The sequence below is a fragment of the Aureimonas sp. CAS genome (assembly GCF_059838215.1).
Window position 1 is genome coordinate 1,478,274 of sequence record NZ_CM187563.1, and the last position, 23,756, is coordinate 1,502,029.

Below are 23,756 nucleotides of genomic sequence, written 5' to 3' on the forward strand. Positions count from 1 at the left end.
ATAAACCAGGAGTAGTCGGGTTTCTACTTGGATGATAGGTTATGGCATAAAATCTAACATCAAGTTCCCTTGCGGCATAAGAATGAAGACTCTTCGGCTCAGATCCTGCGAAACAGCGTAAGCACGTTGATCCGGGAGCTGTTGGCGATCTGTAGTGCCTGTTCCGCCAGTTCGCGGCGGGCCAGCAGGGCCGCGTGCCGCGCGGTTTCCTCGGTGATGTTGGCATCCACCAATCGTCCGATGGTCTTGTTGGCGATCGATTGGAGCCCCTCGACGAAGGAGAGCTGGATAGAGATGCGGCGGCTCACCGAGCCGAGATAGGCTTCCGCCCGCAACACGTCGGCGGCGCGCGCGTCGATCCCGCGGATCATCGCGTCGAGAAGGGCATTGCGGTCCGCTTCGGGGCGAGCGCCGATGTCCAGTGCCGCGACGTCCAGCGACGTCACGTTCAGCCGCCCATGCGAGACCTGCGAACCGGCGAGCGAGACTTCGCCGATCGCCAGGCGTCCGTCGCCCGCGGTCCGCGAGGTGAAGCGCAACCGATTGCCCTCGCTCGTCACGTCCACCGAGCCGATGCCCGCAGCGGTAAGCGCCCGGTCGACGACCCGTGCCAGCGCGGTCGCATCGGCGATGATTCCGCTGCCGACGGCATAGCCGGCGGTGCCGCCGAGGGCCGTGTCGACATCGGCCTTCCGGATCTCGATCGCCCGCGGGGGCCCGCCGTCGATCGCGATCTCGAACTTCAGGACGTCGTCCGCCCCGAGCGTCAGGCTGCGGGAGACGTCGGACCCCGTGACGAGGCTGGCCGCCCGCGCAGCCACGGCGTTGGCGGTCGGGGCGGCGATCGTGACGCCGCCCGCACCGGCGGTCCGTTGGACGAGGCTCAGCCGGGCTCCATCCACCTCCACGGCGAGATCGGTGATGCCGTTCTGGGCGAACGCCCGGCGCAGCACGAGCGCCATAGCGGCTGCATCCGCGATCCGCCCGCTTCCGGTCGCATAGGATGCCGATCCCGCCAAGGCGGCTTCCACGGTCGCGAAATCGATCCGGACGCTCCGCTGGTCTCCGTTCACGCTGAAGGGCCAGTCGATGCTGCTGCCGTCATACACCGTGACGGGGCCGCTCACGTTCAGGCTCGCCCGAGCCGCCACCGCCTCGGCCGAGGCGGCGACGCCCGTCAGGTCGATGCTGCCTGCGCCCGCCTGGGACTTCGCTAGGTTCAGCCTCGCTCCCTCGACCGATACCGTGACGCCGCCGACGCCCTGCCGGTCGAGCGCGGCCCTGACGACGAGGGCCAGCGCGCCAATATCGGCGATGGTCCCGCTGCCGGCCGCGTAGCCGCCGTGTCCCGTCAGGGCGGTTTCCACGTCGGCGTTCGTCAGCGTCAGCGCGCGACTGGCGCCATCGATCCGCAACGTGACATCGATCCTCGCATTGGGCGCGATGGTGACGGGACCTGCGAAGTCGGAACCGGTGACGAGCGACGCGGTGCGTTCCTGCCGCGCGGTGCTGGTGACGTTGCGGACGTCGAGCATGTCGCCATCGGCCGCGATGCCGGTCTTTGTGAAGACCAGCCGGTCGTCGGAATCGGCCTGGACTTCGACGTCGGCGATGCCCCTGTCGCTCAGCGCCCGCTGGACCACCCGGGCGAGGTCTCCCGCGTTCTCGATGGTGCCGCTTCCGGCGACATAGCCGCTCTGACCGTTCATGGCCGCATCGACCGTCTCGCGCGTCAGAGTGATCTGCGTCGAGACGTCGTTCACCGCGATGTCGAAGCTGAGCGTCGCTCCGTCGCCGAGCGTGACGGGAGAGGAAAACGGCGAGCCCGTGGTCGCGCTCGCCGAGCGCTCGGAAACGGCCGCAGCGCCCGTTCCCGAACCCGTCGCCAGCCCGACGTTCTGCGCGACGACGCCGTTGCCGTTGACGGCTTCGATGGCGGTGACCTTGATCGCGGTCGCGTCCTGCCCCTTCTCGAAAACGACGTGCCCATCGCTCCAGACGGCCCGAATGGCTCTCGACCAGTTCTGGCCCTGACGATTGTCCGCCGCGATGGCGTTGTTGATCGCCGTCACGAGATTCGCGCCGCTGCTCACACCCGAAAGCGAAACCGTGACGTCGTTCGAGAAGCCGTTACCTTGGGAATCGCGGCCCTGATAGGAAAAGCGGAGACGATCGGTCCGGTCGATGCCGGTCGTGCTGAAGGCGCCGACATTGACCCAATCGTACCAGTTGTTGTTGGTCTGGGGACCCAGGCCGAGCCGTGACGTGGTGACGTCGTCGCCATCGACGACCTGAACGCCGGTCACCTCGACGCTTCCGGCACCCGCGCCTGCCTTGCGAATGGTGATGGCGTTGTTCGATGCCACCTCCGCGAGGAGCGTGTTGGCGCCGAACTCGGCCTCCAGGGCGCGGTTCAGTTCGCTCTGCAGCGTTGCCGCATCGCTGACGGAACGGAGATAGACCCTGACGGTGCGGGCCGTGCCGCCGTCGAGCTTCATCGTGAGTGCGATCGTGTCGCCGGACCGCAGTCCGTTGCTTTCCGGATCGAACGTGCCGACGGCCGCGCGCGCCTGTTGCGCGGCAGCCCCCGCGATGCCGGACACGGTGCTCGCGGTTCCGGAGAGCCCGGCCGTTGCGGTGGCCTGCGCGTCGAGCCCGGTGATGGCGCTGGGCGTCCCGGACAGGCCCGCCGTGGCCGGAGCGTTGGCGTCGCTTCCGTCGGTGCGGGTGACGGGGCCGGAGATCGGCGCGACGGACGGTCGCCGTTCGTCCGTGCCTGGCGTCTGCACTCCCGCGCCGGACAGGCCTTCGACCGTCGTCGTGATGGAAGAGAGCGGCACGTCGAAATCTCGCTGCAGGATGCCGTCGCGTGCCGTGCCGAGTTCGAAGAGCTGCGTGCGGCGCGTGTCGAGTTCCATGCGCGACAGGCTCGTCGAACCGTTGGCGCCGGATGACACGGAGGAGAGGAAGGAGTGGACCGGTGTGTATCCGCTCGCGGAGCGATCCGCCGCCAGAAGGCCGAGAGCGGATCGCGACGCATCCAGCGCCGTGCTGCGCAGGTCCGCTTGCAGGCGGCGAAGCCGCTCGGAAAGATCGGCGGTGGTGTCGCCTCGCCGGGCCTCTTGAAGGGTCGCGCGCATTTCCGAAAGGATCGCCCGCGACGCGGCGAGACCCGCGAGGCCGATTTCGATGGCATTCTGCGTCTCCGTCAGAACGGACTGCACGCCCGTGCGCGCCGCGACCTCGGTGCGAAGTCGTGCGGCCTTTGCCCAGATGGCAGGATCGTCCTTGGCGGAGGCGACCTTGAGACCCGACACCAGACGCGACTGCGTGACGGCGAGGTCCTTGTTGATCGATCGGAGCAGGGAGAGGGTGGAAAGCGACGAATAGGGGATCATGAGATCTGGCCACAGGACGATGAAAGCGAACTCCCGACGTCCCGACGCTATTTAGCCGTCTACAATAAACATTAAGAAGAATTCATATAGTTTTATGAATGAGTAAGAGGGCGTTCACCCGGGTGAACGCAACCTTTCGGACATCGGAATAATTCTCGCGTCCGGCATCGCCATATGGACGGTCGATGGCCCGAGCCCGCTTCCGAAAGGAAGCGATGCTGGCTCGAAAGGTGCGCGCCATCGGAGAACCGGCGTCCGTCGCAGCCCCTCGGCGCCTCCAAATGCACCGTCATGCAAGCTTGCGTTCGCTGGAGCCGTTATGTAATAACATAACAGACGTCGGGGATCGGACCCGGCGCGATCCGCTCGGCCGTCACTCTTCGGGATCATGATGCAGGAATCCGCGATGAACGTCTGCGAAGGTCGATCTCGCCTTGGGGGACCCGGCACGGCGCGCACCGTCCGTCCGCCCTGCATCGACCTCGGCTCGGCCTGCGGGCGAACGACCGCCCGCTGATCTTCGGCGCGGCTTCGACGGCCGGCGGCGTCCGTCCGCGACGGCCCGCGCTTCCCTTCTCACTCTCCTCCATCGCAAGAAGGATCATCTCATGTTGCGAACGCTTGCCTGCTCGACGGGCATCGCACTCGTCCTGTCGGCCAACGCCATGGCGCAGGGCCATGACCACGATCACGACAGCGTCACGCTCTACCGCGTCTTCGTGGGTGATCATGCGGAAGGCCGCGTCACCGCCTTCGATCTGGGCGAACCGGGCAATCGCTGGACGTTCGAGACGACCGGCCAGCCGAAGCTCTACGGCGTCAATGACGGCGCCGCGGTCGTCGCGGTCCAGTCCGACGACGACACGGTGCAGTTCATCGCCAGCGGCGTCTCGCTCCACTCCCATGGAGACCACTCCGACATCTCGATCGCCGATCCGCAAGCGGTGGACGGCGCCCTGACGGGGCCGCGCCCGTTCCACGTCGTGGACCATTCCGGCAAGGTCGCGATCAATTTCGATCGCGGCGGCTATGCCGAGATCGTGGACGCGCACGAGCTGTCTCACGGCGAGATCGAGAGCCGGCGCATCGAGCAGGCGCGGGCCCATCACGGCTTCGTGGCGCCGATCGGCGAGCGCTGGGTGACGAGCGTCGCGTCGGACGCTCCGGTGGAAGGGGACGCGGCCCCCTCGCGCATCGGCCTGCAGGAAATCACTGAAGACGGAGAGCCGGTCGGCGAGGTCGCGACCTGCACCGGCATCCACGGCGAGGCCTTCTCCGGCGCCTTCCTCGCCGCCGGCTGCGAGGAGGGCATCCTGACGGTGACGAACGGGCCGGACGGCATCCGGACCGCCATGCTGGAATACGGGACGGAGCTGCCGGCCGGCCAGAAGACCGGAACGCTGCTCGGCTCGCGGTCCATGCAGGTCTTCCTCGGCAATTACGGCGCGAACGGCATCGTGGTCATCGATCCGGTGGACGAGCCTCATCTGCGCTACGTGGAACTGCCGTTCCGCCGTGTCGATTTCGCGCTCGACCCCGCCAATGCCCGCTTCGGCTACGTGCTGACCGAGGACGGAACGCTCCACAAGCTCGACGTTCTGGATGCGAAGCTGACCGACAGCGCTCGCGTGACCGAGCCCTATTCGATGGACGGACACTGGAGCGAGCCGCGCCCGCGCATCGCGATGGCCGGCGACGAGGTGGTGATGACCGATCCCAATGCGGGTCTCGTGCGGCTCGTCTCGAAGGACACGCTCGAAGAGACGGGGACCGTCGAGGTCGAGGGCATGCCCTACAACGTAGCGGTCGTCGGCGGCAGCGGCGTGGTTCACGAGGGCGACGGCCACGACCATCACGGCCATGATCACGCCGGGCACGCCCACAGCCACGGCGATCCGCAGATCTACGCCGGCTATTTCGAGGACAGCCAGATCGCCGATCGGCCGCTGTCCGACTACGAAGGCGACTGGCAGTCGGTCTATCCCTACCTTCAGGACGGAACGCTCGATCCCGTCTGGGAGCAGAAGGCGGAGACCGGCGACAAGAGCGCCGAGGAATATGCCGAATACTACGAGATCGGCTACCGCACCGATGTCGAGCGCATCACCATCGAGGGCGACATCGTCACCTTCTACCGCGACGGAGAGCCGCTGGAGGGGCGCTACGAGTATGACGGCTACGAGGTGCTGACCTACGCGAAGGGCAATCGCGGCGTCCGCTTCATCTTCCAGAAGGTGGACGGGGACGAGGACGCGCCCCGCTACATCCAGTTCAGCGACCACGGGATCTTCCCGGCCAAGGCCGACCACTACCACCTCTACTGGGGCGACGACCGCGCCGCGCTCCTCGAGGAGGTGACGAACTGGCCGACCTACTACCCGTCCTCGCTGGGCGCCGACGGGATCGTCGCCGAGATGCTCGCCCACTGAAGGCAGGCACCCCCCGACAAGGCGCCCGGCTCCTCCGCCGGGCGTCTCCCGACCTCTTCGACAGATCGGATCAGCCATGACCGCCAGCTTCGAACCCGACAGCCGTCTGCCCGTCACCGTCCTCTCCGGCTTCCTCGGTGCCGGCAAGACGACGCTTCTCAACCACGTCCTGAACAACCGCGAGGGCAAGCGCGTCGCCGTGATCGTCAACGACATGAGCGAGGTGAACATCGACGCCGCGCTCGTGCGCGACGGCGGGGCCGATCTGTCCCGCACCGACGAGCGGCTCGTCGAGATGACCAATGGCTGCATCTGCTGCACGCTTCGCGACGACCTGCTGCAGGAGGTGCGCAAGCTCGCTTTGGAAGACCGCTTCGATCATCTGCTGATCGAATCCACCGGCATATCCGAGCCGCTGCCCGTCGCCGCCACCTTCGAGTTCCGCGACGAGGCGGGGCGGAGCCTGTCCGACGTGGCGCGCCTCGACACGATGGTGACGGTCGTGGACGCCGCCAGCCTCGTGCGCGACTTCGGCTCGCAGGACTTCCTGCGCGACCGGGGCGAGAGCCTGGGCGCGGAGGACGAGCGCACCATCGTCGATCTGCTGGTCGATCAGATCGAGTTCGCCGACGTGATCGTCCTCAACAAGGTCTCGGCGGCCGGGCGGGAGGGCGTGCAGGCCGCCCGCACGATCATCAAGGGGTTGAACCCGGACGCCCGGCTGATCGAGACGGACTTCGCCGGGGTCGCGGCCGACGACATTCTCGGCACGGGCCTGTTCGACTTCGAGAAGGCCCATCAGCATCCGCTCTGGTACAAGGAGCTCTACGGCTTCGCCGACCATGTGCCGGAGACGGAAGAATACGGCATCCGCTCCTTCGTCTACCGCGCGCGCCGGCCCTTCGATCCGGGCAGGCTCCAGGCCTTCATCGACGAGAGCTGGCCGGGCGTCGTGCGCGCCAAGGGCTTCTTCTGGCTGGCGACGCGGCCCAGCTATGTCGGCAGCCTTTCGCAGGCGGGCGCGCTGGTGCGGGTCGAGAAGGCCGGTCTGTGGTGGGCCTCCGTGCCGGAGGTGCGCTGGCCCGACAACGCCGAATGGCGCGCCGCCGTGGCGCCCTACATGGATCCGGTCTGGGGCGACCGTCGCCAGGAGCTGGTCTTCATCGGAACGTCGGCCATGGACGAAGCCGCCCTTCGCGCGCGCCTCGACGCGTGCCTCGTCCCGGACGAACGCTTCGTGCCCGAGCGTTGGGCGGGGCTCGCCGATCCCTTCCCCGAATGGGATCGCCGGGCCGCCTGACCTCCGGCGACCATCGATGCCGGGCCGGGCCCTTAGAGCGCCGTGCGTCCTCTCGGACGCACAAAGGTCGCTCTATCTCTTTGACTCTACGCATCGGGCTTTCCGAAAATCGACGCCGATTTTCGGGCCTATGCTGTAGCCGACGGCATGCGCCGGAAGCCCGGGAGCCGGCAGGCTGCCGTCCCGGCAGGCGACCTCCCCGAAGACGTCTCCGACGCCGATGAGGATGGGGCGGTCGTATCCGATGCGCGCGACGATGGCTTGGAGGTTCGCGAGCGTTCCGGTCTCGCGCGTTTCGTCGGCGCGCGAGAGGTTGGCGGCGACCGCGACGGGCGTCACGGGCGAGGCGCCCTCGGCGATCAGCCGGGCGGCGATGGCGCCGGCCGTGCGCCCGCCCATGTAGAAGATCGTGGTGGCGCGCGGCGCGGCCAGCGCGGTCCAGTCGAGGTCTTCAGGCAGGATGCCTTTTCGCGAATGGCCGGTGACGAGGCGCAGCGCCTGCGCATGGTCGCGGTGGGTGAGCGAGACGCCGAAGGCGGCGGCCAGCGCCGAGGCCGCCGTGATGCCGGGCACGATCGCGACGGGGATCGAATGGCGGCGCAGTTCGGCCAGCTCCTCGCCGGCCCGCCCGAACACGGCGACGTCGCCCGACTTCAGCCGCACCACGTGCTTGCCCGCCTTGGCGAGCCGCACCATCGTGGCGTTGATGTCCTCCTGGCGGCAGCTTTCCCGCCCGCCGCGCTTGCCGACCAGCATGCGCTTGGCCTCACGGCGGGCGAGCTCCAGGATCTCGTCGGAGACGAGATCGTCGAAGAGGATGACGTCGGCCGATTGCAGCGCGCGCACCGCCTTCAGCGTCAGGAGCTCGGCCTCGCCGGGGCCGGCGCCGACGAGCGTGACGCGCCCGCCCGAGGCGGCGGGCGTCGCGGCGTCCGTCTCGACCTGCGCCAGAAGGGCGTTCGCCTTGGCCCGCTCGGGATGGCGGTCGGTGAGGGCGAGGTCGGAGAAGCGCTCCCAGAAGGCGCGGCGTGCGGGGCCGGGGGCGAGGCGCTCGATCGCCTGCGCGCGCACCGAGGCGGCAAGGCCGGCCCAATCCTTCAGGGCGGGCGGCAGCAGGGTCTCGATGCGCCGGCGCACGGCCTGGCCGAGAATGGGGGCGGCGCCGTCGGTGGCGATGCCGACGACGAGCGGCGAGCGGTTGACGATCGTGCCGAACCGGAAGGCGCAGAAGGCGGGCTTGTCGATGACGTTGTGGGGCACGCCCGCGGCGCGCGCGGCGCAGGCGAAGGCCTGTGCCTCGGCCTCGCTCCCGCAGTCCGCCACCGCGACGACCGCGCCCGCGAAGGCGTCGAGGCCCCAGGGCCGGTCGTGATGCGCGAGCGACCCGGTGGTCCGGGGCGCGGCGATCAGCTCGGCCATCTCGCCGCTGAGGTCGCCCGACGGCGCGTAGACCTCGACATGGGCTCCCGCGGCGGCGAGGAGCTCGGCCTTCCAGGCCGCGGCCTCCGACCCGCCGGCCAGAACCGCGCGCTTGCCCGACAGGTCGAAGAAGACGGGAAGCGTCGCCAGATCGGCCACGCGGGGCGTGTGGTCAGCGGGCGTCTCGTGCAAGGACCGCATCGACGATCTCCTTCAGTTCCGAACGGCAGGAGCCGCAGTTGGTCCCGGCCTTCGTTTCCCGCCCGATGGCGGCGACGTCGTGAGCGCCGGCGCGGACCGCGCGCTCGACATCCAGCCGCCCGACCGAGAGGCAGGAGCAGACGAGCGCACCCGCATCCGGCCGGTCGCGCCCGGGCCGGCCGGCGAGGAGGATGGCGCGCCGGGCCGGCTCGATGCGCTCTTCGCGCAGGAGGCCGCAGGCGAAGGCGCGCGAAACGCCGACGGGGGAGGGCGCGATCCACAGCGCGCCTTCGAGCCGCCCCCGCGAAAAGCTCGCGAGCGCATGTGCGCCCGCGCCTCTGTCGGTGCGCGCGATGGTCTCGTCGGTGCCGAAGAGCGCGGCGGCGAGCCGCGCCGAATCGGGCTCGCCGAGCCCGGCCAATTCGACGCGCCAGCCGCCTTCGGTGCGGGCCAGAGCCGAATAGTCCGCCAGCGCCGGATCGGGTCGCCGTCGCGTCACCGCGAAGCCGTGCCACCGGGCGGGATAGCGGCGAAGCCGAGCCGGCGTCGATTTCAAGGCCGGCTGGCCCGAGTGAGGGTCCCGCACGCCTTGTGCTATGGACCCGATGCGCCCGGCCGGCGCGAACTCGGCCGTCCAGTGCATGGGCGCGAAGAGGCGACCGGGCGCCTGCCGCTCCGTGATCAAGGCGCGCAGGACCGCCGAGCCGTGATCGGTCTCGACGCGCACGAGGTCGGCCGCGCGGATGCCGAGCCGCTCGGCGTCGCCGGGCGCGATCTCGCAGAAGGGCTCGGCCATGTGCGCCGACAGGCGGGCGGAACGGCCGCTGCGCGTCATCGTGTGCCAGTGATCGCGCACGCGGCCGGTGTTGAGGACGAAGGGCGCCGAGACGGGCGCCGGCGCCGCCACCGCGATCATCCGCGCTCGACCGTCCGGCGTGAAGAAGCCGCCCTCGGCGAAGAACCGTCCCCCTTGCGTGCCGCGATCGGGCACCGGCCAGCGGACGGGCTCCAGCGTCTCGTACTCGTCCGGCGCCAGCCCGGTCAGTCCGGAGAGATCGAAGTCGCGCGTCCCATCGTTCTCGAAGGCGGAGAGCGCGGAATGTTCGGCGAAGATGTCCGCCGGCCCGTGGTACGCGAAGGCGTCTCCATGTCCGAGCCGGCGCGCGACTTCGCACAGCGCCCACCAGTCGGGCCGCGCTTCGCCGGGCACGCCGAGGAAAGCGCGCTGGCGCGAGATGCGGCGCTCGGAATTGGTGACCGTGCCGCTCTTCTCGCCCCAGCCGAGCGCCGGCAGGAGGACATCGGCAAAGCTGGCCGTGTCGCTCTCCACGATGTCGGACACGACGAGGAAAGGGCAGGCCGTCAGCGCGGCGCGCACGCGGGACGCTTCCGGCATCGAGACGGCAGGGTTGGTGCCGATGATCCAGAGCGCCTTGATCCGCCCCTCCGCGACGGCGTCGAAGAGCTCGACGGCCTTCAGGCCGGGGCGCGCCGGAAGGCGGTCGCTCCCCCAGAAACGGGACACGATCTCCCGATGCGCCGGGTTCCCAAGCTCCATATGGGCGGCGAGCATGTTCGACAGGCCGCCCACCTCCCGCCCGCCCATCGCGTTCGGCTGGCCCGTCACCGAGAACGGTCCCATTCCCGGCCGCCCGATCCGGCCGGTCGCCAGATGGCAGTTGACGATCGCGTTCACCTTGTCGGTGCCGGAGGCGGACTGGTTCACGCCCTGGCTGTAGACCGTGACGACCTTCTCTGTGCGGGCGAAGAGGTCGAGGAAGGCGGAAAGCTCGTCCGATGAGAGGCCGGTGGCCTCCGGGTCCGTGCGCCGCGCTTCCGTCAGCGCCTCGTCGAGGCCGCGAACATGCCGTGCCAGGTAGGATTCGTCGATCGCCCCGCAATCGGCGAGACGGGCGAGGAGGAGGTTGAAGAGCGCGACGTCGCCGTCCGGCGCGATGTTCAGATGGAGGTCCGCCGCCGCGCTGGTCGCGGTGCGGCGCGGGTCGATCGTGACGATCCGCATCTGCGGCCGCGCCGCTTTCGCCGCCGCGATCCGCTGGAAGAGCACCGGGTGGCACCAGGCGAGATTGGAGCCGACGAGGACGATCAGGTCCGCCTCCTCCAGATCCTCGTAGGTGCCCGGCACCGTGTCGGAGCCGAAGGCGCGTTTGTGGCCCGCGACCGAGGAGGCCATGCAGAGCCGGGAGTTCGTGTCGATGTTGGCCGAGCCGATGAAGCCCTTCATCAGCTTGTTGGCGACGTAATAGTCTTCCGTCAGCATCTGGCCCGACCCGTAGATCGCGACGCTGTCCGGCCCGTGCTCCGCGATGGCGGCCGCGAAGGTCTCGGCCACGAGGTCCAGCGCCTCGTCCCAGCCGGCCGGCCATCGGCCGATGCGTGGGTGAAGGAGGCGCCCCTCCAGCCCGAGCGTCTCGCCCAGCGCCGAGCCCTTGGAGCACAGCCGCCCGAAATTGGCCGGATGCGCCGGATCGCCCGCGATCCCGACCGAGCCGCCGGGTCGCGGCGTCGCGATCACCCCACAGCCGACGCCGCAATAGGGGCAGGTGGTGCGGGTCCGCGCCGGGTCGATGACGCCGTCCATGGCCTACTCGGCGGCTTCGACGAGGGTCGAAAGGTCGAGCGAGAGTTCGATCGTCTGCTCCTCGGCGTTGAGGCGCAGCCGGAAGGTGCGGACGCGCCCCTCGTCCGGCCCCTGCATCTCGCCGGAGGAAAGATCGATCACCGCATTGTGGAGCGGGCAGGTGACCGCGCGTCCGTGGACGATGCCCTGAGCGAGCGGTCCGCCTTTGTGGGGGCAGCGGTCCTCGATGGCGAAGACCTCGTCCTCGGCCGTGCGGAAGATGGCGATGCGCCCGAGCGGCGAGGCGACGCAGCGCGCGCCGCGCCGGGGGATGTCGGTGAGCTTCCCGATCGCGACCCAGTTCATTCCGCGGCCTCCCGGAAATCGATCTCGGCCATCGGCCGGAACTCGTGCGCGGCGACGCCCCTGGACGCGCGCTCGGCCCAGGGGTCGACCTGCGCGAAGCGCTGCGAGTGGACGAAGCGGTCGAAGAGCGCGCGGCGCTTCTCGCCGTCCTCGACGACGGTCGCCCGGATCGGCTCCATGCCGAGCCGCTTCAGCCATTTGTACATGCGCTCGAGATAATGGCCGGTCTCGCGGTAGAACTGCGTCAGCGCGACGATAACCTCGAGGGCCTCGTCCTCCGTCTCGACGTGGCACAGGACCTCCGTGCCCTTGATGTCGAGGCCCGCCGCGCCCGCGAAATGGAGGTCGTAGCCCGAATCCACGCAGATCACGCCGACATCCTTGCAGGTCGCCTCGGCGCAGTTCCGCGGGCAGCCGGAGACGGCCATCTTGACCTTGGCCGGGGTCCAGGAACCCCACATGAACTTCTCGATGCGGATGCCGAGGCCCGTCGAATCCTGCGTGCCGAAGCGGCACCAGTCGGTGCCGACGCAGGTCTTCACCGTGCGAAGGCCCTTGGCGTAGGCCGCACCCGACACCATGCCGGCGGCGTTGAGGTCCGCCCAGACCGCCGGCAGGTCCTCCTTCCTCACGCCCAGCATGTCGATGCGCTGTCCGCCGGTGCATTTGACGGCCGGAATCCGGAACTTGTCCACGACGTCGGCGATGGCGCGCAGCTCCTGCGAACTCGTCATGCCGCCCCACATGCGTGGGACCACCGAATAGGTGCCGTCCTTCTGGATGTTGGCGTGGACGCGCTCGTTGATGAAGCGGCTCTGCTTGTCGTCGGTGTACTCGCCCGGCCAGTCGGCGAGGAGATAGTAGTTCAGCGCCGGGCGGCATTTCGCGCAGCCGCAGGAGGTCTTCCATTCGAGCTCCTGCATCACGGCCGGAATGCTCTTCAGCTCCTTCGCCCTGATGAGGCGGCGCACGTCGCCGTGGCCGAGATCGGTGCAGCCGCACATCGGCTTCACCGCGTTCGGGTTGAACGCGTCCCCAAGGGTCAGCGCCATCAACTGCTCGACGAGTCCGGTGCAGGTGCCGCAGGAGGCCGAGGCCTTGGTGTGAGCCCGGACCTCGTCGAGGCTCGTCAGGCCCTTGGCCGTAATCGCGCCGGTGATCCTGCCCTTGCAGACGCCGTTGCAGCCGCAGATCTCCGCATCATCCGGCAAGGCTGCAACGGCCGCCATAGGGTCCAGGGGGGCGCCCCCCTGGAAGGACTGGCCGAAGATCAGGGTGTCGCGCATCTCGGCGATGTCGATGCCCTTCTTCATCAGGTCGGAGAACCAGCTGCCATCGGCGGTCTCGCCGTAGAGGACGGCGCCGAGGAGCCTGCCGTCCTTGACGACGAGCCGCTTGTAGATGCCGGCCGAGGCATCGCGCAGGACGATCTCCTCGCGGTCCGGCGCGTCGGCGAAGTCCCCGACCGAGTAGAGGTCGATGCCGGTGACCTTGAGCTTCGTCGGCGTGTCGGAATGGGCGAAGCCCGCTTCTCGGATGCCGCTCAGCGTGCGGGCCGCGATCTCCGCCATGCGGTAGAGCGGCGCGACGAGCCCGTAGACATGGCCGCCGACTTCGGCGCATTCGCCGAGCGAGAGGATGTCGGGATCGGAGGTGACCATGTGCTCGTCCACATGGATGCCGCGTCCGCAGGCGAGCCCGGCTTCTTTGGCGAGAGCGGTGGAGGGGCGGATGCCGACGGCCATGACGACGAGGGTCGCGGGAATGACGCGGCCGTCCTTCAGCTTCACGCCCTCGACCTTGCCCTCTCCGAGGATCGCCTCCGTGTCGGCCTTGGTGATCACCTCGATGCCGCGCGCCTCCAGCGCGCGCTGGAGCATGAAGCCGGCGGCGGGATCGAGCTGGCGCTCCATCAGCGTCGGCATCAGGTGAAGGACGGTGACCTCCAGCCCCTGGGCCCTCAGGCCCGCGGCCGCCTCCAGCCCGAGCAGGCCGCCGCCGATGATGACGGCCTTGGCCTTCGACTGGGCGGCGAGCATCATTGCGTCCACGTCGTCGAGATCGCGATAGGCGAGGACGCCCGGCAGGTCGTGACCGGGCACGGGCGGAATGAAGGGCGTCGAGCCCGTCGCGATGACGAGCTTGTCGTAGGGCGCGGTCACGCCGTGATCGGAGGTCACGGTCCTGGCCTGCCGGTCGATCGAGACCACGCGATGGCCCTTGTAGAGGGTCACGCCGTTGCGGACGTACCAGCCGTCGCCGTGGATGACGATGTCCTCGAAGCTCTTCTCGCCCGACAGGACGGGGGAGAGCATGATGCGGTCGTAGTTCACCCGGGGCTCGGCGTTGAAGATCGTCACCTCGTAGAGGCCGGGGGAGGTCTCGAAGAGGTGCTCCAGCATGCGGCCCGGCGCCATGCCGTTGCCGACGATCACGAGTTTCTGCTTCTGGGCTTCGGTCATCGGAGGGATCCTTCGGGCGCGGAGAGGGGCGCCATTCCTCTCCCCATCGGGGAGAGGGTGGATGCGAGCAGGAGCGGGCAGACCGGTGAGGGCGGTGCCTAGGCCGCTTCCACGAAGCGGTTGCGCTCGTAGAGGAAGCGCAGCACCTCCGCGCGGCAGCGCGTGTAGACCGGGTCCGACACGAGTTCGAGCCGGCGGCGCGGCCGGGCGAGCGGCACGTCGAGGATCTCCCCGATGCGCGCCGACGGACCGTTGGTCAGCATCACGATGCGGTCGGACAGAAGCACCGCCTCGTCCACGTCGTGGGTGATCATCATCACCGTCGTGCCCAGCTCGGCCTGGATCTGCATCACCTGATCCTGCAGATGGGCGCGCGTCAGGGCGTCGAGCGCGCCGAAGGGCTCGTCGAGGAGCAGGATCTTCGGCTCCATGGCGAGCGCGCGGGCGATGCCGACGCGCTGCTTCATGCCGCCCGAAATCTCGGACGGGCGCTTGTCCCTGGCGTGGCCCATATGGACCAGTTCCAGGTTCTTCATGGTCCATTCGCGCCGTTCGGCAGCGCTCTTCCGGCCGGCGAACACCTTGTCGACCGCCAGGGCGACGTTCTCGTAGACGGTCAGCCAGGGCAGCAGCGAATGGTTCTGGAAGACCACGCCACGGTCCGGCCCCGGCTCGTTGACCTCCTTGTTCTCCAGGAGAACCGCGCCCAGCGTCGCCTGGGTCAGGCCGGCGACGATGTTGAGAAGCGTGGACTTTCCGCAGCCCGAATGGCCGATGATCGAGACGTATTCGCCCTTGGCGACGGTCAGGTCGATGTCCTTCAGGACCTCGGTGGTGGCGTGGCCCCGCGTGAAGCTCTTGGCGACGCCTTCGATGGACAGGAACGGTTTGGTGCTCATGGGTCGCGTCTCCTTCAGGCGGCCGAGGTGCCGCGGGTGACGAAGCGGGCGATCAGCGCCACGATGCGGTCGAGGGCGAAGCCGACGAGGCCGACATAGACGAGCGCCAGGATGATGTCGGAGATCAGGGACGAGTTCCACGCATCCCAGATGAAGAAGCCGATGCCGACGCCGCCGATCAGCATCTCGGCCGCCACGATCGCCAGCCAGGACAGGCCGACGCCGATGCGAAGACCGGTGAAGATGTAGGGCGCGGCCGCCGGCACCATGATCTTGGTGAAGAACTCGATGGGCGAGAGCCGCAGCACGCGCGCCACGTTCCGGTAGTCCTCCGGAATGTTGCGGATGCCCACCGCCGTGTTGATGATGATCGGCCACACGGCGGTGATGAAGATGACGAAGATCGCCGCCGGGTGACCGCTCTGGAAGGCGGCGAGCGCGAGCGGCAGCCAAGCGAGGGGCGGCACGGTCCGCAGCACCTGGAAGATCGGGTCGAGGCCGCGCATGGCGAGCGTCGACTGGCCGACGAGGACGCCCAGCGAGATTCCGACGACGACGGCGATGGCGTAGCCCATGGCGACGCGCTGAAGGCTCGCCCAGAGCTGCCATCCGAGCCCGACGTCGTTGCCCGTGTTGACGTAGAAGGGCGAGACGATCAGGTCCCACGTGTCGGAGACGACGACCGAGGGCGGCGGCAGCGCCGCACCCTGTCCGGCGAGGAGTTCCCAGGCGCCGAGCAGGATTGCGAGGGTGACGACCGGCGGCAGAAGGCTTTCCGCCACGGCCTTCGCCCGGCCCGCCATGCGCTGGCGGGGCGAGGGGCCGCTGCGGGGCAGCGGGACGATCTTGGCCGGTGCCGGCGTCGCGTTCGGCGTGACCGCCGAAGGCGGCGCGGCGACCGTCACGAGCTTGGCTGCGCTTTTCGCCATGGGCTCTCTCCTTGCTGGGCCGACGTGGATCAGGCGATCGCCTTGATGGCGAGGGCGTCGAGATATCCGTCCGGGTTCTGCGGATCGAAGGTGACGCCGTCGAAGAAGGTCTCGACGCCGCGCGACGTGCCTTCGGGAATGTCCGCCGCATCGACGCCGAGGTCTGCCGCCGCCTCGCGCCAGATGTCCTCGCGGTTCACCGCCTCCACGAGAGCCGCGCCGTCGGTGTCGGCGGGCAGGAAGCCCCAGCGCCTGTCCTCGGTGACGAACCAGAGGTCGTGGCTCTTGAAGGGGTAGGAGGCGTGATCCCGCCAGAACTTCATGAGGTGCGGAGAGTCCTCGACCACCGGGCGTCCGTTGCCGTAGTCGTATTCGCCGCGCAAACGATCGACGATGTCGCCCTCGCGCACGTTCAGGTAGGCGCGGGCCGAGATGATGGAGGCAAGCTCCTCCTTGTTCTCGGCCGCGTCGCACCATTGCGCGGCCTGCATCACCGCCATGGTCAGGGCCTTGGCGGCGTTCGGGTTCTGGTCCACCCAGTCCGCGCGCATGCCGAGCGCCTTTTCCGGATGACGGTTCCACAGTTCGCCGGTCGTCAGCGCCGTGTAGCCGATGCCCTCGCCGACCATCTGCTCGTGCCAGGGCTCGCCGACGCAGAACGCATCCATGGAGCCGACCCGCAGATTGGCCACCATCTGGGCCGGCGGCACGGTGATGACCTGGACGTCGGTGTTCGGATCGATCCCGCCGGCGGCGAGCCAGTACCGCATCCAGAGATCGTGCGTGCCGCCGGGGAAGGTGACCGCGACGGTCGGCTGGGCGCCGGCCGCGCGCCGGGCTTCGAAGGCGGCTTTGAGCGGAGACGAATCCAGGCCGATGTCGAGATCGGTGTAGGTGTTCGCCATGGAGATGCCCTGCGCGTCGAGATTCAGGCGCGCCAGGATGCTCATGGGCAGGGGCGTGCCTTGCGTGATCGCGCCGCTCTGCATGAGATAGGGCATGGGCGTCAGGATATGGGCGCCGTCGATGCCCGCGCCCGCCGAGCCGAGGACGAGGTTGTCGCGCGTCGTGCCCCACGAGGACTGTTTGGCAAGCGTCACGCCCGTCATGCCGTGTTCGGCGAAGAAGCCTTTTTCCTGCGCCACGATCAGCGGCGCGGCGTCGGTGAGGGCGATGAAGCCGAGCGTGGCGTTCGGCGTCTCCGGCCCGGCTCCTTGCGCGAAGGCGCCGCCGGGAAAGCTCGCGCCGATCGCCGAGAAGAGCGCCGCCGTGCCGGCGCTGGCCGCGCTCGACTGGAGAAAGCGCCGACGGTTCATCAGAAGGGGCGGCTTGCCAACGCTCATCGTCAAATTCTCCACGGCATGGAAGGGGCGTTCGCGCGGCGCAGGAGCGCTCCGCACGGGGCAAAGAAAAACGCCGCGAAACCAGCCGTCGGCATGAGCATCCTCATGCATCGTCGAAAGGTTTGGCGACGTCGTTGTCGGTCGAAAGGGGGCGCTTGGTCTTCGCCCCGGTGCCGATCGTCGTTGATCGGAACGCTTCTAGGTAACCACGGGATTCGCGGTTCGGAAAGTCCAAAGAAGCGGCAGGCGGACCCCGCCCGTGCTCCGGTTAAATAGGCGAAAGAGCTTTCCGAACAGCCGCTTGTGGAGCTGCCTTCGTTCTATGCTGCGTTGCACGAGGTGATCATATTCAGGGCACCGAGGCTGGGTGCCGCAAATTCAGTCTTCGAATCCGCCGACGCCTTTCCAGCTGCTGGCCGGAATGTCGAAGCCGGCGAGATAGCCGGCAATGTCCCCGGCGTCGAAGGTCCGGCCGTCGAGCAGGGGTCCCTGGGTCCGCGCGGGAGCTACGGACGGGGCGCCGGTGGCCTCGTCGAAGATTTCGGGTCGGAAGGCCTTTGATGCGGCCTCGATCGCCTCCGGCGACAGTTCCGCTTGGCCCCAGCGGACCATCTGGCTGAAGGTCCAGAGCGCCTGCGAGGGATCGGGCCGGTTCGCCCCGTCGCGGTGGAAGACGAGATAGTCCGGCAAGGTCCGTGCGCGCTCGCCCGGCCCGACGTTGAGGCGACCCTCGAGCAGTTCGAGGATCGTATCCGCGCGCGTGTCGAGGTAACGCGGGTCGGCGACGATCGCCGCCAGATCCGAGCGGTTGGCGGGATCGTCGCACCAGCGCGCCGCCCTCTCGCAGGCGCGGATCAGCGCGCCGAGCGTCTCCCTGTTCGCCTCCGCCCAATCCGGCCGCACGCCCAGCACCTTTTCCGGCGCCAGGGGCCAGATGTCCGCCTTGACGGCGACGATGCGGCCCGCGCCCGCGCGAACCGCCTCCACGTTCCACGGCGCGTTGACGCAGAATCCGTCGATGGCGCCGGCGCGCAGGGCGTCCGCGGTCATCGGGGGCGGCACGACCGTCATGCGCACGTCGCGGTCTGGATCGACGCCGCCGCAGGCCAGCCAGAAGCGGAACTCGTAATTGTGCGAGGAGAAGGGGTAGACGACGCCGAAGACGAGCGGCGGCAGTCCTGCCGCGCGCCGCGCGCGCACGACCTCGGCCAATCGCCGCGCGGAGCGCAACGCTTCGACCGACCCGTCCTCCGGCAAGGCGATTTCGTCGATCGCGTCGGCGAGGGCGGAGGAGAGCGTGATGGCGTTGCCACCCCGCCCGAGCGCCATGGGCGCCACGATCGGGAAGGGGTTCGTTCCGATGCCGACCTGCGCGGCCACCGCCATCGCGCCGAGAAGGTGGGCGGCGTCGGACTGCCGGAAGGCGAGCCGGTCGCGAATGTTCGACCAGGAGACTTCCCGCCGAAGGTCGAGCGTGAGACCTTCGTCGCGCGCGAACCCCATCTCCTGCGCCGCGAACAGGATCGCGGCATCGACCAGCGGGATGAAGCCCATCCGCACGGTTCGGGTCTCGCCTCGGAGGAGGGCGGGGCGGGTCGGACCCGGCGCGGACAGGGTCATTGCTCGTCTCCCAGAAGCTGGACCGCGGTGACGATCGATCGAGCGACATCGACGAGTTTGCGCTTCTCGTCCATGGCGCCGCGCCGCAGGAGCGCGTAGGCCTCGTCCTCGGCCAGCCCCCGGCGCTTCATTAGAATGCCCTTCGCCTTCTCGATGATTTTGCGATCCGCGAGCTCGGTCCGGGCGTCCTCCAACTCGCGCTCCAGGCGTGAATAGGCGTTGAAGCGTGCGATCGCCATGTCGAGGATCGACTTGACGCGCTCCTTCTTCAACCCGTCCACCACATAGGCCGAGACGCCCGCGTCGATCGCCGCCTCGATGGAGGCCGCGTCCGAGCGGTCGACGAACATGGCGATCGGCCGCCGCACGGAGCGCGACACGGCGAAGAACTCCTCGAGCCGGTCGCGGTTCGGATTCTCGAAGTCCACCACGATCACGTCCGGGGCCAAAGCTTCGATGACGCGCACCAGTCCGTTCGTGTCGTTGACCACGTGAACGCGCCGGTGGCCTGCGTCGCGCAGGCCCGCTTCGATGATCGCGCCGCGCGCCAGCGTTTCGTCGATCACGAGGATGGTCAGGTCGTCTGGCTGAACGCTTTCCATCGCAACCCCGCCACGCTGGGTTCCGGGATAGGATTGGACCGAAAAGCCGTCAACTCGGTCGATGCCCGCGACATGGGCATCGCGCCGGAAGTTCTGCTTCTTGCTTGGGCGGCGCCGGCGTCAGACGGTCCGTTCAGGCGGATCGGGACGTCAGCCAGCGGAGCGACGTCGCCAGTCGCTGCGCGCCTTCCGTCCGAAACCATAGGCCATGCGCGAAGATCACCCGCTCCGGTTCGAGGGCAACGAGACGGTCGGCCGCCGCCCGCGAAGCGCCGCCCTTCGCCTTGACGATGGCGCGCAGATAGATCGGGGCCCGGCCGTCCGGCGAAGTGATGCCGGCCGCGCGGGCCAGGGGTCGGAACCACAGCGGCAGCTTGCGCGGTTCGAGGTTCTGGACGAGGTCGGTCAGGATCAGGGTCGAGCTGGGCTTGTGGAAGAAGGCGACCTCGCAGAAGCCGCCGGCGCCTTCCACGGCGATCATTTCGATCTCGTCGCCGAAAGCGGGCGTGCCGAGCGGGTCCAGTTCCGCGTCGATCCGCAGGCTCGAACGACGGACCTGCGCGCGATCGGCCAGTCCCGGCGCCGCCCAGAGCCTGGCCTCCGGCTCATGGGCCTGCCACCTCGCAAGGAAGGTCCAGTGCGCGATGTTGGGAGCGACGAGATGGCGGATCGGGCCCAACTCGCGCAGGGCATCGCGGAGCTTTGCATCGAAGCGCGTCGGGGAATGGAGGAGGAGGCCGCCGTCCGACAGCCGCAGAACCGTCATGCGGACGGGCAGGGGGATGCCCATGGCATTCATCGGCCCGCTGTCGACGATCCAGACATAGGGGGCGACGGGCTTGGGAACGTCGAGGGGATCGTAGGTCGTCCGGGCGGAAGACATCGGCGCTCCATTCACGGTCGAACTCGATAGGTTCTGACGCGGACGCGATCCGAAGACGCGCCCGCCGAAAGGCTTCCGGGAGACGCCGGGACGGCGCCTTCCCGGAAGCAGGGCATGGAGATCGTCAGAGGTTGCGCTCGATGGCGCCCTCGACGCGGCCGAGAAGCCCCTCGGCGCCCGATTTGGAGCTTTGGGCGCTCTGCGCGCCGCCGTCGGGTCGGGCCGGCGCCAGCGATGGCTTGCCGCCCATCGGCTTCGACACCTGCGAGGTGAACCGGCTCTTGCCGTCCATCGAAGGTCCGTCGCTCCAACGGCCCTCGGGGATGGTGCCGTCCACCATGTGCCCGAGATAGCTGTAGGAGAACTCCTGCGCCTCCTGCTCCTGCGGGAAGCTGTTCGGGATCGGCAGGTTGACCTCCGCTCCGCCCATGTCCTCGATCGCCGCGAGCCACTGCTGCTGGTGCATCGTGTCGCGCGCGATGAGGAAGGACAGCATCTCCCGCATGCCCGGATCGTTCGTCATGTTGTAGAGCCGCACCGCCAGCGCCCGTCCCGTGCTCTCGGCCGTGACGTTGGCGTACATGTCGGCCGCGATGTTGCCGGAGGCGTAGACGTGGCTTGTGTCGAAGGGCACGCCGTTGGCGTCCGCCGGCAGGGCGGCGAGCCCGGTGGACAGGACGTGGCGCATGTCCATGCCGTTCAGGACCGATCCGCCGGCGGCGTCGGCCGAGACGTCCTCCTGGATGGAGAGCGGCGCGCCCTCCAGATTGAGGGCGACGGCCGTCGCCAGCATCTCGATGTGGCCGAGCTCCTCGGTCGCGGTGTTCAGGAGCATGTCGCGGTACTTGGCCGGGCCGCGGGCCCCGAAGGCCTGGAACATGTATTGCAGGCAGACGCGGATCTCGCCCTCCACGCCGCCGATCGCCTGCTGGAGCGCCTTGGCGAAGAGAGGGTCCGGCCGCTCGACGCGAACCGGGAACTGGAGCTTTCCATCGGTGTAGAACATCGGTTCGCTTTCCTTCAGGCCGCTTCGGCGCGTTCGTAAACCAGTCCGTCCGCGATCTCGGTCAAAAGAGCGTCGGTCTTCTTCTCCTCCTCGAGCGTCTGCTCGAGCAGTTGCGCGGCCTCCTCGTAGCCGAGCTTGCGGGCCCAGGTGCGCAGCAGGCCGTAGCGGGCGATCTCGTAGTGCTCGATCGCCTGCGCGCAGCCGATCAGAACCTGATCGGCGGCGTCCGTGCCCTCGAAGTCTTCGAGGTCTTCCTCCATCTCGGCGGAGAGGCCCTGCATGGCCTCGCAGGTCTTGCCGCGCGCGGACTTGCCGATGATCTCGAAGACGCGGGTCAGACGCTCGACCTGCTCCTGGCTTTCCTCGGCATGGGTCTCGAAGGCCTGGCGGAGCTCCTCGGCGTCCGCCGCCTTCGCGGACTTCTTCAGGGCCTGTACCGACTTCTTCTCGGCGTAGAACACGTCGCGCAGGGTTTCGTAGAAGGCATCTTCCAGAGTCTTGCTCTTGGCCATATCGCGTTCCTCGAATGGACATCTCTCGGTGCGCACCGCTCTCGGCGGCGGCACAGGCGAACAAGGCCCGCTTCGTCCGGAACGTTTCCGATCGGGTCGCCGGAAGATTTTTCGCAGCTAACCGATGTTCGAAGAACACCCGTCAGCGCAGGGGTCTTCGCGGGCTGCGCGAGGTGGCCGGGAATGGCAGCCGGCAAAGGAACGCTACAGCATCGGGTCGAAATCGGAATCGATTTCAAAAAGCCTGATGCGAGGCTTCAAAGAGGGGGAGCGACCATTGAGCGTCCGTTCGGGTGCACCCCGAGACCGGCTTCGCTCGGATGGCCGGTCCGTATGCCCGTCGAATATGGGCGTTCAATAGCGCCTCGGAGACGCGGCTCGGCCGCTTCGAACCGGACGCGTGGGGGCGAGGCGCGTCCGGTCGCGGGCCGGCGAGGGGCGGACAGCCGCTCCCCGCCGAGCTTGAGTCAGAGAAGCCCGATCGCCCAGGCGAAGGCGAGGAGCAGGAGCGAGATCGTCCACATGAAGACGAGCGAGTAGCGGATGTGTCGGCCCATATCGAGGCCCGCCAGACCGAGCGCCAGCCAGAGGGCGGGCGAGAACGGGCTGATGAAGGTGCCGACGATGTTGCCGATCACCAGCGCGTAGACCGCCGACTCCGGAGATACGCCGTACTCGGCGACGACCTGCAGCACCACGGGCAGCAGCCCGAAATAATAGGCGTCCGTGTTCAGGACCAGCTCCATCGGCAGACCGAGGATGCCGAGCACGATGTGCAGCGAGGGGATGAGCCCCTGCGGCAGGACGTTCACGAGATCGCCCGCGATCGCCGACAGCATCCCCGACCCTTCCAGGACGCCGAGGAAGGAGCCTGCCGCCAGGATGATGGCACCCATGGTCAGCGCGCTGCCCGCATGCGCGCTGATGCGCTGCATCTGCGCGTCGACGCCGGGGTAGTTGATCATCAGCGCGACGGACAGGCCGATCATGAAGATGTAGGCGGCCGGCAGGATGCCCGAGACCAGCGCGACGATGACGACCGCGAAGAGCGCGGCGTTGACCCACATCAGGCGCGGCCGCAGCAGCTCCTGCTCGGCCTTGCCCGGCGTGTCGTCGAGCGCCAGCACGCTGTCCGGTTCCGCGGCCGCGTTGGTGCCGGCCGCGATCCTGCGCTGCTCGCGCAGGCCGAGACCCGCCGCCCCGATGACGAGGAGGACGATGCCGACCGCCTGGACGACCAGGAGCGGTCGCCAGAGTTCGGTGACGTCGATGCCGGTGACGGCCGCCGCGCGCCCGAGGGGACCCGCCCAGGGCATCATGTTCGCGATGCCCGCACCGGTCGCGAGAAGAAGGAGCATCAGATACGGGTTCATCCCGAGCCGCTTGTAGAGCGGAAGAAGGGCGGGGACGGTCAGAAGGAACGTCGTCGCGCCTGCGCCGTCGAGATGGGCCAGCGAGCCGGCGATCGCGGTTCCCACCGCCACGGCCACCACGTTGCCGCGCGTCAGCCGGACGAGCCCTCCGATGATGGGCCGGAACAGTCCCGCATCCTGAAGCACGCCGAAGAAGGTGATCGCGAAGACGAACATGACCGCGACGGAGATGACGCGGCGGATGCCGTCGTTGAAGAAGACCGTGATCTCGTCGGGCGAGAACCCCGCGACGAGGGCACCGACGGCCGGCACGAGGACCAGTGCGACGATCGGCGAGACGACCCGCGCGATGAGAAGCGCCACCACGCCGAAGATGATGGCGAGACCGAAAAACGTCATCGGCTGCTGTGCTCCGAGCTCTTTTCGGCCGAGC

General features: G+C 68.6%; 16 protein-coding genes. 2 read left to right on the forward strand and 14 right to left on the reverse strand.

Features of this window, described 5'->3' with window-relative positions; translation table 11 throughout:
- Nucleotides 1-98: 98 nt before the first annotated feature.
- Nucleotides 99-3,398, reverse strand: a complete 3,300-nt coding sequence (locus AC6R2M_RS07260; RefSeq protein WP_500486919.1) for a flagellin N-terminal helical domain-containing protein — start codon at nt 3,396-3,398, stop codon at nt 99-101.
- A gap of 1,787 nt (nt 3,399-5,185) precedes the next feature.
- Here AC6R2M_RS07260 and AC6R2M_RS07265 point away from each other — a divergent pair.
- Together AC6R2M_RS07265 and zigA are read left to right on the forward strand one after the other, a co-directional pair.
- The gene (locus AC6R2M_RS07265; protein WP_500487522.1) at nt 5,186-5,827 is read left to right on the forward strand and encodes a ZinT family metal-binding protein; all 642 of its coding nucleotides are present in this window, start codon (nt 5,186-5,188) and stop codon (nt 5,825-5,827) included.
- 76 nt (nt 5,828-5,903) lie between these two features.
- Nucleotides 5,904-7,127: a zinc metallochaperone GTPase ZigA gene (zigA, locus tag AC6R2M_RS07270; protein ID WP_500486921.1), complete on the forward strand. Its 1,224-nt coding sequence runs from the start codon at nt 5,904-5,906 to the stop codon at nt 7,125-7,127.
- 72 nt (nt 7,128-7,199) lie between these two features.
- Here zigA and cysG read toward each other — a convergent pair whose 3' ends face one another.
- From cysG to AC6R2M_RS07335, 13 genes are all read right to left on the reverse strand, one after another.
- Complete coding sequence (gene cysG, locus AC6R2M_RS07275) at nt 7,200-8,747, reverse strand: siroheme synthase CysG (RefSeq protein ID WP_500486923.1); 1,548 nt, start codon at nt 8,745-8,747, stop codon at nt 7,200-7,202.
- On the reverse strand, nt 8,719-11,349 hold the full coding sequence (locus tag AC6R2M_RS07280; RefSeq protein WP_500486925.1) for a nitrate reductase: 2,631 nt from the start codon (nt 11,347-11,349) through the stop codon (nt 8,719-8,721). The genes cysG and AC6R2M_RS07280 overlap by 29 nt, the downstream gene beginning before the upstream one ends.
- A 3-nt stretch (nt 11,350-11,352) precedes the next feature.
- On the reverse strand, nt 11,353-11,694 hold the full coding sequence (gene nirD, locus AC6R2M_RS07285) for a nitrite reductase small subunit NirD (RefSeq protein WP_500486927.1): 342 nt from the start codon (nt 11,692-11,694) through the stop codon (nt 11,353-11,355).
- Nucleotides 11,691-14,156 (reverse strand): nitrite reductase large subunit NirB, encoded by a 2,466-nt coding sequence (gene nirB, locus AC6R2M_RS07290; RefSeq protein WP_500486929.1) that lies wholly within the window; start codon nt 14,154-14,156, stop codon nt 11,691-11,693. The genes nirD and nirB overlap by 4 nt, the downstream gene beginning before the upstream one ends.
- Nucleotides 14,157-14,254: 98 nt before the next feature.
- Nucleotides 14,255-15,055: an ABC transporter ATP-binding protein gene (locus tag AC6R2M_RS07295; protein WP_500486931.1), complete on the reverse strand. Its 801-nt coding sequence runs from the start codon at nt 15,053-15,055 to the stop codon at nt 14,255-14,257.
- Between the two features lie 14 nt (nt 15,056-15,069).
- The gene (ntrB, locus tag AC6R2M_RS07300) at nt 15,070-15,984 is read right to left on the reverse strand and encodes a nitrate ABC transporter permease (RefSeq protein WP_500486933.1); all 915 of its coding nucleotides are present in this window, start codon (nt 15,982-15,984) and stop codon (nt 15,070-15,072) included.
- A gap of 29 nt (nt 15,985-16,013) precedes the next feature.
- Entirely contained in the window at nt 16,014-17,300 is a 1,287-nt protein-coding gene (locus AC6R2M_RS07305; protein WP_500487524.1) for a CmpA/NrtA family ABC transporter substrate-binding protein, read from the reverse strand.
- A gap of 405 nt (nt 17,301-17,705) precedes the next feature.
- On the reverse strand, nt 17,706-18,947 hold the full coding sequence (locus AC6R2M_RS07310) for a CmpA/NrtA family ABC transporter substrate-binding protein (RefSeq protein WP_500486935.1): 1,242 nt from the start codon (nt 18,945-18,947) through the stop codon (nt 17,706-17,708).
- Nucleotides 18,944-19,549, reverse strand: a complete 606-nt coding sequence (locus AC6R2M_RS07315; protein ID WP_500486937.1) for an ANTAR domain-containing response regulator — start codon at nt 19,547-19,549, stop codon at nt 18,944-18,946. Before AC6R2M_RS07315 ends, AC6R2M_RS07310 begins: the two co-directional genes overlap by 4 nt.
- A gap of 133 nt (nt 19,550-19,682) precedes the next feature.
- On the reverse strand, nt 19,683-20,432 hold the full coding sequence (locus tag AC6R2M_RS07320; protein WP_500486939.1) for a DUF4336 domain-containing protein: 750 nt from the start codon (nt 20,430-20,432) through the stop codon (nt 19,683-19,685).
- Between the two features lie 124 nt (nt 20,433-20,556).
- Entirely contained in the window at nt 20,557-21,438 is an 882-nt protein-coding gene (locus AC6R2M_RS07325) for a manganese catalase family protein (RefSeq protein ID WP_500486941.1), read from the reverse strand.
- Nucleotides 21,439-21,452: 14 nt separating this feature from the next.
- Nucleotides 21,453-21,950, reverse strand: a complete 498-nt coding sequence (locus tag AC6R2M_RS07330) for a YciE/YciF ferroxidase family protein (protein ID WP_500486943.1) — start codon at nt 21,948-21,950, stop codon at nt 21,453-21,455.
- Between the two features lie 467 nt (nt 21,951-22,417).
- The gene (locus AC6R2M_RS07335) at nt 22,418-23,722 is read right to left on the reverse strand and encodes a CitMHS family transporter (protein WP_500486945.1); all 1,305 of its coding nucleotides are present in this window, start codon (nt 23,720-23,722) and stop codon (nt 22,418-22,420) included.
- Between the last annotated feature and the right edge of the window lie 34 nt (nt 23,723-23,756).